We start from the raw sequence: 17274 nt of genomic DNA on the forward strand, positions 1-17274 counted from the left end.
TCTGAAGAGAGTGATTGCAGAATGTTTCAGGTGAATAAAGATGATTTATTCCTCTGAAGAAAAGTACTTTACAGCATTAGAAAAGAAAAAATAGAGCGAAGCTTTGCAGATTCAAAACAACTGCATGGGCTTCGCTATTGTCGCTTCCGCGGAAGCAATTGTTACTCACCGCAGCTTGTCAACAGATAATAGAGTTACAACAGGTTATTATTTTGTTATAAATAAAAAACTTGTAGAAAAAGCCAAGGTTTCTCTACAAGCTGAGAAAACGCCATTTGGGCGTCTTCTTTTTCTTATACAGTCCTAAAGTTGAATGCAGCGTGTGATGTGTATAAAATAGGATACGTGGGCATGTCCCAATTTGTGAGGTGAATTTATTTGAAGAATGTACATAAGCTTACTGAAGGTGCAGTTTTATTAGCTGTTTTTACAGTTTTATTATTGATGTCACTCTATATTCCAGTTTTCGGAGTGTTATTAACCTTTGTTTTACCACTGCCGTTTATTCTTTTTGCAGCAAAGAATAAACGAAGTGATTCGATTGTCTTTTTTATTGCAGGACTTCTCTTTTCCTTAATTGTCGGTACGGTCATTTCCATTCCAATCACACTTGCCTTTGGCTTAACGGGGCTCGTAATTGGAGACTTTATTCGGGAGAAAAAGGAAAGGTCTGTCACTTTTATTGGCGGTACATTAACTTTTCTAGTGGTATCAATATTGATCTATGCGGCAATGAATGTCCTGTTTAATATTAATTTCGTTGAAGAAATGACGAAAGTGATGGACGAATCCATTGAAATGTCACGTTCTGTTGTTGATTCAATCGGAGCAGGTGCTGCGGATACCGAGGAATTATTTACTCAGTTAGAAACCGCAATGAAAACGATGGAGACATTAATTCCTAGTATACTTGTAATGATGTCATTAAGCACAGCTTTTATTATCCAATTAATTGCTTTTCCTATCGTTAAAAGGTTTGGGGTCGAAGTAACTAAATGGAATTCATTTGCTGATTTAACTTTTCCAAAAAGCATTTTATGGTATTATTTGATTACTATATTTGCAACCTTAATGATGAATCCTGAAGAAGGCACATTCTGGTATATGGCACTGCTGAATTTGTCCTTTATTTTGCAAATGCTGATGGTTATTCAAGGTTTATCCTTTGTCTTCTTCTTCAGCAGACTAAAAGGCTGGCCAAAAGCCGCGCCTGTCATTATCCTGATTTTAACAGTGTTCATGCCAATCTTCCTTTATATTATAAGGATATTAGGTATAATTGATATAGGGTTTGATTTGAGGAAACGATTAGATAAAAGGGATGCATAACACTACTGCTTAGGAGTTGAAAACATGCCATCGTATTTAGAAAAGCGATCCATTCGTTACTGCTTTTTTGGCTTAATAGGCGTAACGGTGGTGCTTCTCGGCATATTGGCGTTTTACAATTGGGTATTGAGTATTGTGGGTTTGCTCCTTTTCGGCCTTCCTTTTTACTTCTTATTTAAACTAGATTTAGAACAGAGGAAAGAGACGGAGGAGTATATCACCACATTATCCTATCGCGTAAAAAAAGTCGGTGAGGAAGCACTGATGGAAATGCCGATAGGAATCATGCTTATTAATGATGATTATTATATTGAATGGACAAATCCCTTTATGGCCTCTTGTTTCGATGAAGATACATTGGTCGGCCGTTCGCTTTATGATGTAGGCGATTCGCTTATCCCAATTATTAAACGGGAAGTGGAGACAGAGACAATCACCTTAAATGAACGGAAATTCCGTGTCGTTCATAAGCCGGAGGAACGCCTGCTTTACTTCTTTGATGTGACAGAGCAAATTGAAATTGAAAAGCTTTATGAAGATGAAAGAACAGTCATTGCAATCATTTTTCTAGATAATTATGATGACTTAACACAAGGCATGGATGATCAAACGAGAAGCAGTTTGAATAATCTTGTCACATCAATTTTAAACAAATGGGCAATGGAGAACGGCGTGTTTTTAAAGAGGGTCTCATCTGAACGGTTTATTGCAATTTTTAATGAGCATATTCTAGCGCAGTTTGAGAAAAGCAAGTTTACGATTCTTGATTTTGTCAGGGAGACCACCTCAAAGCAAAATGTTCCGTTAACACTGAGTATTGGCGTGGGATCTGGGGTACCGGCTCTGCCGGAACTTGGGATTCTGGCGCAATCGAGCCTTGATCTTGCCTTAGGTAGGGGCGGAGACCAAGTGGCGATCAAACAGCCGAATGGAAAAGTAAAGTTTTTCGGTGGAAAAACAAATCCGGTAGAAAAAAGAACAAGAGTCCGCGCACGCGTGATTTCTCATGCTTTAAAAGAGCTTGTCTCTGAAAGTGATAAAGTGATTGTAATGGGGCATAAACGACCGGATATGGATGCAATCGGCTCGTCTATCGGTATTCAAAAGGTAGCGGAAATGAATCATCGGGATGGGTTTATCGTCATTAATCAAGATGAACTGGATAATAGTGTTCAGAGGCTCATGAATGAGATTAAAAAGAATGAGGCGTTTTATTCGCGGTTTATCACGCCGGAGCAGGCGTTAGAGATGGCGACAGATGATACGCTTCTCGTCGTTGTTGATACGCATAAGCCTTCTATGGTGATAGAAGACCGATTGCTTGCTAAAATAGAAAATGTAGTCGTCATTGATCATCATCGCCGTGGAGAAGATTTTATTCATAATCCGCTGCTTGTTTATATGGAGCCCTATGCTTCCTCAACAGCAGAGCTCGTTACTGAGCTATTAGAATACCAGCCGAAAAATCAAAAAATTGATATGCTTGAAGCAACGGCCCTATTAGCGGGGATCATTGTTGATACGAAAAGCTTTACATTGAGAACGGGTGCAAGAACCTTTGATGCTGCCTCTTATCTGCGCGGACAAGGAGCAGATACGGTCCTCGTCCAAAGATTTTTAAAAGAGGATGTCGATACATTTATAAAGCGCGCCAAAATCATTGAAACCGTCTCCTTCTACAGGGAAGGGCTTGCGATTGCAAAAGGCAGAGAAGATGAAGTGTATGATCAAGTTCTCATCGCTCAGGCTGCAGATACGCTATTAGCAATGGATGGCGTCACTGCTTCATTTGTCATCTCTTATCGGGCGGATCAGATGATCGGTGTCAGCGCGCGTTCGCTTGGTGATATCAATGTGCAGGTCATTATGGAAACGCTAGAGGGTGGCGGTCATTTAACGAATGCAGCAACCCAGCTGCAAAATCTCTCCATTGAAGATGTCGAATTAAAACTAAAAGAAGCAATAGATGAATATCTAGAAGGGAGAAAGCAAGAATGAAAGTAATTTTTCTAAAAGATGTAAAAGGCAAAGGGAAAAAAGGTGAAGTGAAAAACGTAGCTGATGGCTATGCACAAAACTTTCTAATCAAACAAGGTTTGGCAGTCGAAGCAAATAATTCAAATGTAAGTTCATTGAACGCGCAAAAGAAAAAGGAAGAAAAAGTTGCGGCTCAAGAGCTTGAAGATGCAAAAAAACTAAAAGAAACGGTTGAAAAAATCACAGTGGAATTTTCTACAAAAGCCGGTGAAGGCGGACGTTTATTCGGTTCCATTACGAGCAAACAAATCGCAGAAGAGCTTAAGAAAAACCATGATATTAAAATCGATAAGCGTAAAATTGAGTTAGATGATGCGATTCGGACACTAGGGTATACTAAAGTGCAAGTGAAATTGCATACTGAAGTGGCTGCCACTTTGAACGTGCATGTGAAAGAAGCAAACTAATATTTCCAAATCATTTAAGCACGAAACATGTTAGAATAGTATAGTTAAAGAAAAATGTGATCGGTGAAAGCTGATCACATTTTTCTAATGAAGATATGATGAGGCGCCTTCGTATTCAAGGGAGGCATCTGCACGTATTAAAGGAGGTTGTTTAGATGAGTGATTTATATGCCGATCGTCTTCCTCCGCAAAACATGGAGGCTGAACAAGCTGTCTTAGGTGCGATTTTTTTAGAACCTTCCTCTCTTACAATGGCATCGGAAATTTTAATTCCTGAGGATTTTTACCGTGGCGCACATCAAAAAATATTTAATGTGATGCTTAAGCTGAATGACGAGGGAAAAGCGGTCGATCTCGTAACGGTAACTGAAGAATTAAATGCTGCGAAAATGCTTGAGGATACAGGCGGTGTCAGCTATTTAAGCGAACTTGCAGGTTCAGTTCCTACTGCTGCTAATATTGAGTATTATGCGAAAATCGTGGAAGAGAAGTCACTTCTGCGCAGACTGATACGGACTGCTACAAATATTGCACAGGATGGCTATACACGTGAGGATGAAATAGATTCCTTGCTCGGAGAAGCAGAGCGGAGCATTTTAGAGGTATCTCAGCGCAAAAATGCTGGTGCCTTTCATAATATAAAAGATGTACTTGTTAGAACCTATGACAATATCGAAGTCATGCACAACCGAAAAGGAGACATTACAGGCATTGCTACTGGATTTGCTGAGCTTGATAAGATGACAGCAGGTTTCCAGCGCAATGATTTAATTATTGTAGGTGCTCGTCCTTCTGTTGGTAAAACAGCCTTTGCCTTAAATATTGCTCAAAATGTGGCTGTTAAGACAAGAGAAAATGTCGCCATCTTCAGTCTTGAGATGGGTGCTGAACAGCTGGTTATGCGTATGCTTTGTGCAGAGGGAAATATAGATGCACAGAGGCTTCGTACAGGCTCGCTGACTGATGATGACTGGGGCAAGCTGACAATGGCTATGGGAAGCCTCTCAAATGCAGGCATATTTATCGATGATACACCTGGTGTGCGAATTACAGAAATTCGGTCTAAATGCCGCCGTTTAAAGCAAGAGCATGGGCTTGGCATGATTTTGATTGACTATTTGCAGCTCATTTTAGGCAGCGGGAGATCTGGAGAGAATCGTCAGCAGGAAGTATCTGAAATCTCAAGGTCTCTAAAAGCCCTTGCACGTGAACTGCAAGTCCCTGTCATTGCTTTATCGCAGCTCTCTCGTGGTGTGGAGCAGCGTCAAGATAAACGCCCGATGATGTCAGACATTCGTGAATCAGGGAGTATTGAGCAGGATGCGGATATCGTAGCCTTTTTATACCGTGATGATTATTATGATAAGGAATCAGAGGATAAGAATATTATTGAAATCATTATCGCTAAACAACGTAATGGTCCTGTAGGAACCGTTCAGCTGGCATTTGTAAAAGAGTATAATAAATTCGTAAACTTAGAGAAACGGTTTGACGAATCATTTTCCCCGCCTGGGGCATAAAGGATCAGTGAGAGCTGATCCTTTTTTGTTTGCGCTTTTGGAGGCTACATTTTCTATTAGTATACCGAAATGATTACGAACATATTTTAATAATTTTATATAAAATGTTCGTGTTTTGTTGACTTTTTATCCTTGAAAATGTAAAATTAGTTTGTTTGATAAGGGATTAAGAAACCTCGGAGGTGCATGTAACATGTCATCAGTAGTAGTTGTTGGAACACAATGGGGAGATGAAGGTAAAGGAAAGATTACGGATTTCCTCTCTGAAAATGCAGAAGTCATTGCCAGATATCAAGGCGGAAACAATGCAGGCCATACGATTAAATTTAATGGCGAAACGTATAAATTGCATTTAATTCCATCAGGAATTTTTTATAGTGATAAAATTTGTGTCATTGGAAATGGAATGGTTGTTGACCCGAAAGCGCTAGTTGCTGAGCTTGCCTATTTGCATGGAAAAGGTGTAACAACAGATAATTTAAGAATAAGCAACCGTGCGCATGTCATTCTTCCATATCACCTTAAATTAGATGAAGTTGAAGAAAACAGCAAAGGCGATAATAAAATCGGTACAACGAAAAAAGGCATTGGTCCTGCTTATATGGATAAAGCAGCCCGCGTCGGTATTCGAATTGCTGATTTACTTGATAAAGAAGTGTTCGAAGAAAAGCTTGCTCGCAATCTTGCTGATAAAAACCGTCTTCTTGAAAGAATTTATGAAACAGAAGGCTTCAAATTAGAAGATATTTTAGATGAGTATTTTGATTATGGTCAGCAAATTAAGAAATACGTATGCGATACATCAGTTGTGTTAAATGATGCACTAGATGATGGCCGCAGAGTGTTATTTGAAGGCGCTCAAGGCGTTATGCTTGATATTGACCAAGGAACATACCCATTCGTTACATCATCTAATCCAGTAGCCGGCGGAGTGGCTATCGGTTCTGGTGTAGGTCCAACAAAAATCAAGCATGTTGTAGGTGTTTCAAAAGCATATACAACACGTGTAGGCGATGGTCCTTTCCCTACAGAATTAAACAATGAAATCGGCGATCAAATTCGTGAGGTCGGCCGTGAATACGGAACAACAACTGGAAGACCGCGCCGTGTTGGCTGGTTTGACAGTGTCGTCGTTCGCCATGCCCGCCGCGTGAGCGGAATTACAGACCTTTCCCTTAATTCCATTGACGTATTAACTGGAATTGAAAAGCTTAAAATTTGTACAGCTTACAGCTACAAAGGGGAAATCATTGAAGAATTCCCAGCAAGCTTAAAAGTATTAGCTGATTGCGAACCAGTTTATGAAGAGCTTCCAGGCTGGACAGAAGATATTACAAACTGCAAATCTTTAGATGAGCTTCCTGATAACGCACGTCATTACTTAGAGCGTGTCGCTCAACTAACAGGCATTCCGCTATCAGTATTCTCAGTAGGCCCTGACCGTACGCAAACAAACGTAGTCAGAAGCCCATGGCGCCAAAACTAAAACTAACTACTCAACCACAGCACCCCTCCAAGCTGCCCAACAGCTAAGGGGTGTTTTTAATTTAGCTATAATCAATTATTATCAATTAATACGAATAATGTTGAACGATGTTGAATAATGTTGAATGATGTAGGTGACAGGTACCCAAAACAAACGAAATGATGGTTTAAATTGATGCAAATAAAGGGAAAGGTTAGCAGTATTACGGTTGGAGGTGTGATGGGTGAAGACATTTTTTCGGGTAGTGTATTCGTTGATTTTGCTTGGGGCTGGGGTTATGCATTTTGTTAAGGAGAAACAATTTCGCAGTATTGTTCCTAAGGCATTGCCATTTAAGAAGGCAATTGTACTTATATCAGGCGTGATGGAAATTGCCTTTGCTCTACTATTATGGTCACGCAAAGGGCAAGTCATTATTGGCAAATTATTATCGCTTTTCATGATCGTTATTTCTCCTGCAAATATCAATATGGCAGTCAAAAACAATACATATTATAAAGGGAAGAAACTCCATCCGCTTATATTATGGCTGCGTCTGCCTATGCAAATTCCCCTTATAATGGGCGCATTAAAGCTGACAGCAAATTCTAGTGAAACAAAGAAAAACTAAATGACTGCGGTTATTTAGTTTTTTTATCTTAAAAGATTTTTTCTATTAAACTAAAAATATTTTAAAAAAGCATTGTACAAATAATAGTCTATGTGATATTATAAAAAGCGTCGTCAAGAAAGCGCTTCATTAAAATATTAGAGCCATTAGCTCAGTTGGTAGAGCATCTGACTTTTAATCAGAGGGTCGAAGGTTCGAGTCCTTCATGGCTCACCATTTCCTAAAAAATGGCCCCTTGGTCAAGCGGTTAAGACACCGCCCTTTCACGGCGGTAACACGGGTTCGAATCCCGTAGGGGTCATCGGCATTAGGTTGATAGTAAAAGTCTGGCAAGGACGGACTTTTACTATCGTCCTTTACATAAAAAATCTGGTCCGGTAGTTCAGTTGGTTAGAATGCCTGCCTGTCACGCAGGAGGTCGCGGGTTCGAGTCCCGTCCGGACCGCCATTTACATATATGTATGCTTTGATCTTATTAAGGGAATTATGGATGTTATAATATGAAAATCCATAAAAATTATCATTTTATGGCTCAGTAGCTCAGTCGGTAGAGCAAAGGACTGAAAATCCTTGTGTCGGCGGTTCGATTCCGTCCTGAGCCATCAAAAAGGGAGTATGAATTCAATTCGTGCTCTCTTTTTTTTATTCCGCGTAAATTACCACTCTTCTAAACTTACCCTTACAAATTCTATCCATTAATATTACATTGCCATGACAAAATACCCCATGACCTTTGTCATTTTTTCCACTAATAAGACATAAAGTGTCACCCGCTATACAGTTTTATTACAATATAGAGACTTCCCATCGATAAAAAGAACGATATGGTACATTAAAAGGGCGTGAAAAATAGGATAGACGATACTTAGCTAGTAAGCTAGTTTAACTTATTTAAGTAAATGTTTCCTATAAACTTTAGCTTCTAGTTAAAATATCTCATAAGCAAAACTAAGCCATTCGCCGGTAGAACTTGGCGAAGACCAAGTTTTTTCTAATAGATAGATAGATAGAACGAAGTATGTGCTCAGTAGTATAGGAGGATAAGCCGTGGTACATTGGAAAGAAAAACTAACTACATATACAGAACATACATCAAAGCATATGACCAGCAGACTAAAGAAAATAGCCATAGCTGCTTTTACTGCAGGAATGATAACATTTGCTGGCGGTACAGCAGCTTTAGCTAATAATGATTTTCAGACAGTATATTATGTATATATAGGTGATCAATATTTTGGTACAGTCAATAACCCGCAAATGATAGAGAATATGATTGCAGAAGAGCTAGAAATGCAAGGGAAATCTTATGACGGGTTAACGATGGCATTAGGTTCAGAGGTTTCCTTTATCCCAGAAAAACTATTTACAAAGGATTCCATGATAAATGATGAAGAGATTAGTGAGGAATTAATGCAGGAAATCACAATTAAAGCAGAAGCAGCTGCGATTGAGGTTAACGGCGAGCCAATTGCTTATGTAAAAGATAAAGAACAGGCAGAGACAGTCCTTAAAGAATTAAAGCTCGAATACCTTTCTGAAAATGAATGGGAAGAGCTTGAGAATAGACCGGATACACTTGAACAATTACCCGAATTAGAGGAAGGCGAAACACGGATTTTAAATGCGCTGTTCTCCGAAGAAATGACGATTACAACTGAAAAAACGGAAGCAGAAAACGTGCTGACTGTTGCAGAAGCAGTAGAATTGCTGCAAAAAGGGACGCTTGAAGAGAAGCATTATAAAGTTCAAGAAGGTGATTCTCTTAGCAGCATTGCTGATGACCATGATTTAAGCATGGATAAGCTCCTTGAGATAAATGATTTAGAAGCAGATCATTTGCTTAAAGTCGGGCAGAAGCTTAAAGTAACTGAACAGCAGCCCTATGTAGATGTTGTAATGAATAAAGAGGTATTTAAGGAAGAAGAATTACCTTTTGAAACAGAAGTCATTGAAGATTCCTCAATGTTTAAAGGCGAAACAAAGGTTAAACAGGAAGGGAAGCATGGTGAACGTACAGTTCTTTATCATATTACTGAAGAAAATGGCGAACAGGTAAACAAGGAAGAGCTTGAGGAAGAGGTTTTGGAAGAGCCTGTGAAGGAGATCGTCATCGAAGGCACGAAAGATCCTGAAAAAGGTGATGGTGAATTCGTTTGGCCTGCAGTAGGAGGCTATATTTCAAGTGAGATTGGCCATCGCTGGGGAAAAATGCATAAGGGGATCGATATTGCGAGACCAAGCGATCGAACGATAAAAGCTGCAGACAATGGTAAAGTGATCTCTGCTGGCTGGGGCAATGGCTATGGCAACAAAGTTGAAATTGACCATCAAAACGGCTATCGTACAGTCTATGCACATCTCGACTCTATTTCTGTTAATGTAGGAGACACAGTTACGAAAGGCTCGAAGCTTGGCGTAATGGGATCAACAGGAGATTCGACAGGTGTACATCTTCATTTTGAGCTTTATAAAAATGGAAAACTAGAAAACCCGCTTGACTATGTTAAACAATAAACTAAGGGCTGTTCCAAATGAAACTTATAAAGGAGCAGCTCTTTTTTTTATAGAAAAGAAATTTAATCACGTTAGGTGTTCGCATTTAAAATAGGGTATGATTTAAGAGGGGCAAATCTCTTTGGCCTCACCGCGAAAAGTGTGCATATAAAGCAGAAAATCAAAAGTTCCAAAACCCTCACTTTACCATAAAAGCAAGAAATATGATACATTACAAAAGGTGCTTTCCTGCTTGTAACATGATAAAGTAGTAATTGCAGAATAGACATTTTTTACAAAAACAAATGATTCGCCAAACTGGATTTTTAAACAATTGTACTTAAATAATAAAATTAAGAAATAAAGGAGAAACGACAGATGGATAAGAAAATTCTCGTAGTAGACGATGAAAAGCCAATTGCAGATATTCTGCAATTTAATTTGAATAAAGAAGGTTTTGAAGTAACTTGTGTGTATGATGGCGTTTCCGCCTTGGAAAAGGTAGAAGAAATCAAGCCTGATATGATTCTTCTTGATATTATGCTGCCGCAAAAGGACGGCATTGAGGTTTGCCGCGAGGTGAGAAAAAAGTACGATATGCCGATTATTATGCTGACAGCAAAGGATTCGGAAATCGATAAAGTACTTGGGCTTGAGCTTGGAGCGGATGATTATGTGACTAAGCCGTTCAGTACAAGAGAACTGATTGCACGTGTGAAAGCAAACTTGCGCCGTCATCAGCAAATTGCAGCGAAAGCTGGAGAAGAAGAAGAAACAAATGAAATCGAAGTAGGCTCACTTATCATTCACCCTGATGCTTATATCGTTTCAAAACGCGGTGAAACGATAGAATTAACTCATCGTGAATTTGAATTGCTGCACTATTTAGCGAAGCATATTGGACAAGTCATGACGAGGGAGCATCTATTGCAAACCGTTTGGGGTTATGATTATTACGGAGACGTGAGAACGGTAGACGTAACAGTTAGAAGGCTGCGTGAAAAAATCGAAGACAATCCGAGTCATCCGACATGGATCGTGACAAGAAGAGGTGTCGGATACTACTTGCGAAATCCAGAACAGGAGTAAGTAGAAAATGAATAAGGTTGGTTTCTTTCGTTCCATCCACCTGAAATTTGTTATCATCTATGTTTTATTAATTCTTGTTGCGATGCAAATTGTCAGTGTGTATTTTGTTAGGCAATTGGAAACAACATTAAATAATAATTTTAAAACAACGATTGAGGATAGTGTGAATCTGCTTGCCTACTACTTGGAGGAACAGATTGTAAAGGAGCGGTTTCCTGAAGAAGGAGATTTGTCGCTTGAGGAGGATGTCAACAGACTTCTGAGCGACTATAATTCCGCTGATATTAATGAAGTCCAGGTGATTGAAGGCGATTCATTAAAGGTGCTCGGAACCTCGGATGTGGAAAATCGCTCTATTTTAGGACAAAAATTACCAGACCCATTGGTAAGATTGGCTATTTCTACAGGTCAGGAACAAAATAATGAATTTATTAATGATGCAGGACAGCGCATTTGGGTGCTAGTAAAGCCTATTATGCAGGATGATGAAGTGTTAGGCGCTATTCATGTATCAGCAAAAATTGAAAATGTATATGATCAATTGCGAGAAATCAATAATATATTTTCAACAGGTACGGCAATTGCTCTTGCGCTAACTGCTGTCTTAAGTGTGCTGCTTGCACAAACGATTACAAGGCCGATTACTGACATGAGAAAACAAGCACTTGCGATGGCAAAGGGAAACTATTCTCGAAAAGTAAAAATTTATGGCCAGGATGAAATCGGACAGCTGGCAATGACCTTTAATAGCTTGACGAGGAAGCTGCAGGAAGCACAGGCAACAACCGAAGGCGAGAGACGCAAGCTTTCCTCTGTATTAACCTATATGACCGATGGCGTTATTGCAACGGACAGAAAAGGACGAGTCATTCTTATTAATGAGCCTGCCGCTGATATGCTGAATGTTTCACGTGAAACTGTGCTATCGACGTCGATTGTTTCTTTACTTGGCTTAGAAGAGGATTATACTTTTGAAGAGCTTTTAGAAGAAAGAGAGTCTATTATATTAGACTACAGCGATCATAAAGAGAATTTAATATTAAGGGCCAACATTTCTGTGATCCAAAAGGAAACAGGCTTTATTAACGGCCTCATAACCGTTCTCCATGACATTACTGAGCAGGAAAAAATTGAAGAGGAGCGCCGCGAATTCGTGGCGAATGTGTCACATGAATTGCGCACGCCGCTTACAACAATGAGAAGCTACCTAGAAGCGCTGGCAGATGGGGCATGGCAGGATAAAAACCTCGCTCCGAACTTTTTAGATGTGACGCAAACAGAGACAGAGCGGATGATCCGGCTAGTCAATGACCTTTTGCAGCTCTCAAAAATGGACAGCAAAGATTATCAGTTCAAAAAAGAATGGATTGATTTTGTTAAATTTTATCATCGCATTATTGATCGATTTGAATTTACTAAACAGCAAAATGTCACTTTTGAAAGAAGATTGCCGAATCATGCTGATTTTGTCGAGATAGATGCAGATAAGCTTACTCAAGTCATGGATAATATTATTTCGAATGCGTTGAAGTATTCTCCGGAAGGCGGCAAGGTCACTTTTAGCATTGAGGAAAGGGACCAATTCCTCATCATTAGTATTTCAGATGAAGGAATGGGCATACCGAAGGAGAATTTGACGAAAATTTTTGATCGATTCTATCGTGTAGATAAAGCGAGAACTAGAAAATTAGGCGGAACAGGATTAGGATTAGCCATTGCGAAAGAAATGGTAGAAGCCCATGGCGGAGAAATCTGGGCTGATAGTGTTGATGGAAAAGGGACAACGATTTCCTTCAGCTTGCCGTATGTCCGCACTGAAGAGGATGATTGGGAATGACATATGAAAATATAAAAACAGTCATACTTGTTATTTTAGTGGGATCAAGTGTTTTATTCACTTGGAATCTGTGGACATTTCAGCCACATCTTGACCCGATTGAACCATCGAGCATGGCGGATCATCCAATCGGCACGGAAAAGGAAATTAAAGAAGTAGTAAAACCCTATCAAATCATGAACGTATTTGAAAATGATAAATTGGTTGGCACAATGCATTCATCAGAAATGGATGGAGTCATCAAAGAAATCAGTGGCTGGACTTACGAAAAGATAGAAGACATATCAAACAGCATCAATGATATTCCTTCCTTTTTAATGAAGGAGGGGCACTCGATGATTCTCTTCCCTGATGAAGTTCCATTTGAATTATATCGCAATGTACTGAAGGTGGTTGATAAAGAGTCTCCGAACTTTAATTTTGATACCATTGTCATTGACTCAAATGATACAAACGAGGAGTTTGGCTTTGTTTACTTTTTATCGAGAAGCAATCATCAAGTCTTCAGAGGGGAAATAGATGCTTCTTTCCTGCAAGAATATAAAAATAATCAATACGTCGCTTCTGCTTCCAGTGAAAACTTCGCTGAGTTTGATTTTATCCTAGGGGAAAATAACAAACCAATTTATCTTCCAGTCGAAGGCTTGACATTAAATAAGTGGATGTATTTACCTGAGGATATTGACGCAGACAGATTAATGAAATCGCTTTTCAGTGAACCATCCGTCGTGCAACGAAGTGTGCAGTCCTCGACGAAAGAGTATACGGATAGCACAAGTATTATGAGGGTATATGGGGACAGAAATTTAATTTCCTTTAAAAATTTGTCGGTTGGCACTGATAGAATGATGGAATCTAATCCTTTACTTAGAAGAAGTATCGATTATATCAATGATCATGGCGGCTGGACAGGCAATTATCGCTTTTTCTCTATGGATCCGGAAAGAGATCAGGTTGTATTTCGGTTATATCATTCAGCTGGTTACCCAATTTTTAGTGATTCGGCTATATCCAAGATAAAGCTGGAATGGGGACAAAATGCAATCAATGAATATGAGAGAGGCGATTTTTCTCTCGATACACTCATTTCTGATGAGGCGGCTGAACCACTTCCATCTGGTGTGGAAGTAGTGAATTTACTAAAACGTATGCCGGGATTTGATATCAATAAATTACAAGATGTGACCGTTGGCTATAAAATGAGCAAAGATCAAGTATCGAAGCAAGAGGGCGTCAATTCAAATAGCCCTGACGTCATTAGCTTGGAACCGAAGTGGTATTATCGCTATAATAATGAGTGGAAAATGTTTTCGCAGGAGGATTTCTTTAATGAGTAGGACAGGAGGAGGCAATTATGGATTGGAGTAAGATTAAAACCATATTTATATTAACCTTCCTCGTGCTCAATGTCTATTTATTGTATGAATATTTCAGTCTAACAAGCCAGGAAAGGGAAGTCATCCCTAAGAATTCATTGGAGGAAAGACTGAAGGGTGATAATATTACGATTAAACGTTCCCCTCCGAAAGAGGAAATGCGCGGTCAGCTATTAAGTGCGCAGCCGAAAGTACTTACTGAAACGGAGCTAAAGTCTCAAAAGCTTGAAGACCAAAAATCACTTGATGGCGCAGTCATACTTGATAAAGATGAGACGTTTAAAATCAGCAATAATTTTGATCCGAAAGAGCTGGATGAATTTATCAAAGAAAATATTTTATATGGCGACCAATATCGCTTCTGGGAAAAGCGTGACAGTACAATCACTTATTATCAAGTATATGGCGATCAGATGTTTTATCAAAATAAAAATGCCCAGCTCACATTCTATTTGAACGAAGAAAATGAAATTGTATCCTATAGCCAAACCATGCTGGAGAAAATTGAAAAAATCGGAGAAGAAACAAAACTGATTTCGCCGATATCAGCGATTGAAATACTTATTAAAAATGGTAAGATATCACCTGATAGCGAAATTACTGATTATGAGCTTGGCTACCATACTTATGTAGATATAAGTACCACTCAAGTTTTAACACCAGCATGGCGTATTGTCATTAATGGGGAAGAAAATCTATTTGTACACGGCATTGCAGGAGATATCCTTGAGTTAAATAAAGAAGAGACTAAAACAGTGGAGTGAGAGAAATTATGTCTTTGCAATTTAGCGTTCTCGCGAGCGGAAGTACTGGGAATGCCATTTTTGTCGAGACCGACAGCCATTCTTTTTTGGTTGATGCTGGCCTCAGCGGCAAGCAAATGGAAGCCTTATTCCAGCAAATCGACCGCGATATGAGCAAGCTATCAGGTATTCTAGTCACCCATGAGCATAGCGACCATATTAAAGGCGTCGGCATTGTAGCACGCAAATATAAATTGCCGATCTATGCCAATCAAAAAACATGGCAGGCAATGGATCCGCTTATTGGACAAGTTCCGACAGAGCAAAAATTCACATTCGATATGGAAACAGTAAAAACATTCGGCGGCCTCGATATTGAATCGTTTGGCGTGTCACACGATGCCGCTGAGCCGATGTTTTACGTTTTTCACTATGGACAGAAAAAACTAGTTCTCATTACAGATACAGGCTATGTCAGCGATCGGATGAAAGGGTTAATTTCCAATGCTGATGCCTATGTTTTTGAAAGCAATCATGATGTGCAAATGCTGCGCATGGGGCGTTATCCATGGAATATTAAACGAAGAATATTAAGCGACGTCGGCCATGTTTCCAATGAGGATGCAGCCATTGCAATGGCTGAGGTTGCCGGAGATCGGACGAAAAGCTTTTATCTTGCCCATCTAAGCCAGGACAATAATATGAAGGACTTAGCAAGAATGGCGGTCTCGCAAACACTTGAGGGCCGCGGCATTCGTGTGGGCGATCAATTTCAGCTGTATGATACTGATCCGAAAACCCCAACAATCTTAACCGCAGTTTAAAAAGGAAGCAGGAGGTGAGCCTCTTCTTCCTTTTTTTATTACGAAAAAACAGCGAATGTATGAACAAATTCGTAAGATTGATGACTCGTTAAGCTTTTTTCTTAGCCAATCATATTTGAAGGAGTATAATTATGGGTATAGAGGAAGAATAGATAATAGCAATTATTGTGGAGCTTATGCTCCGGGATTCCATAGAAAGGGTAGGTTGATTTATGGGCTATTATGATGATCATACTGATTCAAGCCGCAAAAACCGACAAAAGGGAAATAAGGGCGGTTACTTATTATCAAGTGTAGCAGGTGTAATTATTGGAGCAGTGCTAGTTGTTGCTTTACTGCCTAGAATGGGCGATTTTGCTGGCATACAATTCGGCGATCAAGGTCAATCCAATACGAGTGAAAATGCAAATGTGGAAACAGAAAAAGTATCATTAGACGTTGTAACAGATGTAACAAAAGCTGTAGACAAGGCAGGCGATGCCGTTGTAAGTATCTCCAATATTCAAGCTGCAGGCTTTTGGTCAAGAGAAGAAAATGCGGAGGGTGTACAAGCAGGCTCCGGCTCGGGCGTCATCTATAAAAAAGAAGGTGATCGCGCCTTTATCGTCACCAACCATCATGTCGTAGAAGGTGCACAGCAGCTCGAGGTCAGTCTTTCGACTGGAGAAAAGCTGCCAGCTAAAATTGTTGGAACTGATGTGTGGACAGATTTAGCGGTCATTGAAGTAGACGGGTCGCAAATTAAAACAGTGGCAGAATTTGGCGATTCTGATGCGCTGAAAATAGGAGAGCCGGTCATTGCGATTGGAAATCCTCTAGGTCAATTCGAAGGCTCAGTCACTCAAGGAATTATTTCTGGTTTAGAACGCACAGTACCAGTTGATATTGACCAAAACGGCACTGTCGACTGGAATGCTGAAGTTATTCAAACCGATGCGGCCATCAACCCAGGAAACAGCGGCGGCGCATTAGTCAATATTAGCGGCCAAGTAATTGGCATCAATTCAATGAAAATTGCCGAGTCGATTGTAGAAGGAATCGGCCTTGCCATTCCAATCAACTTCACAAAAACAGTCATTGCTGATTTAGAACAGCATGGTGAAGTCAAACGGCCATTTATGGGCGTTCAGCTTGCATCGGTGAATGAGATTCCAGGCTATTATCAGGAAGAAGCATTAAAGCTTCCTAAAGACGTAAAGTCAGGTGTAGTCATTAGCAGTGTCGAACCAAACAGCCCGGCATCAAAAGCAGGATTGCAGGATATGGACGTCATTGTCGAATTGGATGGCGAGCCAATTGTAGATGTCATTGACCTCAGACATCATCTGTATACGAAGAAAAATATCGGCGATGACATGAAAATCAAATATTATCGCAATGGCAAAGCAGAAGAAACAACCATGAAATTAGCACCAGAAAATACATTCTAATGTAAACACAGGGAAGCAATTGCGCTTCCCTGTTTATTTTTGTTTTGGTAAGATGAGATGTGGATAAAATTAAAAGTATAGAAAATAACAGGA

Annotated in this window: 13 protein-coding genes and 4 tRNA genes; all 17 read left to right on the top strand. The window is 39.7% G+C overall.

Annotated features, from left to right (window positions below; translation table 11 throughout):
* Nucleotides 1-378 precede the first annotated feature (378 nt).
* The 17 genes from CWS20_RS07960 (at nucleotide 379) to CWS20_RS08040 (ending at nucleotide 17181) form a co-directional block, all read left to right on the top strand.
* Entirely contained in the window at nucleotides 379-1329 is a 951-nt protein-coding gene (locus tag CWS20_RS07960) for a YybS family protein (protein ID WP_066188614.1), read from the top strand.
* Nucleotides 1330-1353: 24 nt separating this feature from the next.
* A complete protein-coding gene (locus CWS20_RS07965) occupies nucleotides 1354-3327 on the top strand; it encodes a DHH family phosphoesterase (RefSeq protein ID WP_066188616.1) in 1974 nt (657 codons plus the stop codon).
* Complete coding sequence (gene rplI / locus CWS20_RS07970) at nucleotides 3324-3773, top strand: 50S ribosomal protein L9 (RefSeq protein ID WP_066188618.1); 450 nt, start codon at nucleotides 3324-3326, stop codon at nucleotides 3771-3773. The genes CWS20_RS07965 and rplI overlap by 4 nt, the downstream gene beginning before the upstream one ends.
* Before the next feature lie 155 nt (nucleotides 3774-3928).
* A complete protein-coding gene (gene dnaB / locus CWS20_RS07975; protein WP_066188623.1) occupies nucleotides 3929-5293 on the top strand; it encodes a replicative DNA helicase in 1365 nt (454 codons plus the stop codon).
* 193 nt (nucleotides 5294-5486) lie between these two features.
* A complete protein-coding gene (locus CWS20_RS07980; RefSeq protein WP_066188626.1) occupies nucleotides 5487-6779 on the top strand; it encodes an adenylosuccinate synthase in 1293 nt (430 codons plus the stop codon).
* A 223-nt stretch (nucleotides 6780-7002) separates the two neighbouring features.
* On the top strand, nucleotides 7003-7389 hold the full coding sequence (locus tag CWS20_RS07985; protein ID WP_066188628.1) for a DoxX family protein: 387 nt from the start codon (nucleotides 7003-7005) through the stop codon (nucleotides 7387-7389).
* 140 nt (nucleotides 7390-7529) lie between these two features.
* Nucleotides 7530-7605 (top strand) — tRNA-Lys (locus tag CWS20_RS07990).
* 13 nt (nucleotides 7606-7618) lie between these two features.
* Nucleotides 7619-7690: transfer RNA gene (locus CWS20_RS07995), tRNA-Glu, on the top strand.
* 70 nt (nucleotides 7691-7760) lie between these two features.
* Nucleotides 7761-7837: transfer RNA gene (locus tag CWS20_RS08000), tRNA-Asp, on the top strand.
* 81 nt (nucleotides 7838-7918) lie between these two features.
* Nucleotides 7919-7991 (top strand) — tRNA-Phe (locus CWS20_RS08005).
* 445 nt (nucleotides 7992-8436) lie between these two features.
* Nucleotides 8437-9903 (top strand): peptidoglycan DD-metalloendopeptidase family protein, encoded by a 1467-nt coding sequence (locus CWS20_RS08010; RefSeq protein WP_101226266.1) that lies wholly within the window; start codon nucleotides 8437-8439, stop codon nucleotides 9901-9903.
* A gap of 357 nt (nucleotides 9904-10260) precedes the next feature.
* Nucleotides 10261-10971 (top strand): response regulator YycF, encoded by a 711-nt coding sequence (yycF, locus tag CWS20_RS08015; RefSeq protein ID WP_066188633.1) that lies wholly within the window; start codon nucleotides 10261-10263, stop codon nucleotides 10969-10971.
* A gap of 7 nt (nucleotides 10972-10978) precedes the next feature.
* The gene (walK, locus tag CWS20_RS08020) at nucleotides 10979-12808 is read left to right on the top strand and encodes a cell wall metabolism sensor histidine kinase WalK (protein ID WP_066188636.1); all 1830 of its coding nucleotides are present in this window, start codon (nucleotides 10979-10981) and stop codon (nucleotides 12806-12808) included.
* Nucleotides 12805-14145, top strand: a complete 1341-nt coding sequence (locus CWS20_RS08025) for a YycH family regulatory protein (protein ID WP_083957097.1) — start codon at nucleotides 12805-12807, stop codon at nucleotides 14143-14145. Before walK ends, CWS20_RS08025 begins: the two co-directional genes overlap by 4 nt.
* Before the next feature lie 17 nt (nucleotides 14146-14162).
* Complete coding sequence (locus CWS20_RS08030; RefSeq protein ID WP_066188638.1) at nucleotides 14163-14948, top strand: two-component system regulatory protein YycI; 786 nt, start codon at nucleotides 14163-14165, stop codon at nucleotides 14946-14948.
* An 8-nt stretch (nucleotides 14949-14956) separates the two neighbouring features.
* Nucleotides 14957-15751, top strand: a complete 795-nt coding sequence (locus CWS20_RS08035; RefSeq protein ID WP_066188641.1) for an MBL fold metallo-hydrolase — start codon at nucleotides 14957-14959, stop codon at nucleotides 15749-15751.
* Nucleotides 15752-15963: 212 nt separating this feature from the next.
* Entirely contained in the window at nucleotides 15964-17181 is a 1218-nt protein-coding gene (locus CWS20_RS08040) for a S1C family serine protease (RefSeq protein ID WP_066188644.1), read from the top strand.
* Nucleotides 17182-17274 lie beyond the last annotated feature (93 nt).

Source organism: Cytobacillus horneckiae (genome assembly GCF_002835735.1).
Taxonomy (GTDB): Bacteria; Bacillota; Bacilli; order Bacillales; family Cytobacillaceae; genus Cytobacillus; species Cytobacillus horneckiae.

Coding starts and splice junctions, on each gene's coding strand:
- CWS20_RS07965 (WP_066188616.1), top strand. CDS start 1,354: ATGCCATCGTATTTAGAAAAGCGATCCATTCGTTACTGCTTTTTTGGC.
- rplI (WP_066188618.1), top strand. CDS start 3,324: ATGAAAGTAATTTTTCTAAAAGATGTAAAAGGCAAAGGGAAAAAAGGT.
- dnaB (WP_066188623.1), top strand. CDS start 3,929: ATGAGTGATTTATATGCCGATCGTCTTCCTCCGCAAAACATGGAGGCT.
- CWS20_RS07980 (WP_066188626.1), top strand. CDS start 5,487: ATGTCATCAGTAGTAGTTGTTGGAACACAATGGGGAGATGAAGGTAAA.
- yycF (WP_066188633.1), top strand. CDS start 10,261: ATGGATAAGAAAATTCTCGTAGTAGACGATGAAAAGCCAATTGCAGAT.
- walK (WP_066188636.1), top strand. CDS start 10,979: ATGAATAAGGTTGGTTTCTTTCGTTCCATCCACCTGAAATTTGTTATC.
- CWS20_RS08025 (WP_083957097.1), top strand. CDS start 12,805: ATGACATATGAAAATATAAAAACAGTCATACTTGTTATTTTAGTGGGA.
- CWS20_RS08030 (WP_066188638.1), top strand. CDS start 14,163: ATGGATTGGAGTAAGATTAAAACCATATTTATATTAACCTTCCTCGTG.
- CWS20_RS08035 (WP_066188641.1), top strand. CDS start 14,957: ATGTCTTTGCAATTTAGCGTTCTCGCGAGCGGAAGTACTGGGAATGCC.
- CWS20_RS08040 (WP_066188644.1), top strand. CDS start 15,964: ATGGGCTATTATGATGATCATACTGATTCAAGCCGCAAAAACCGACAA.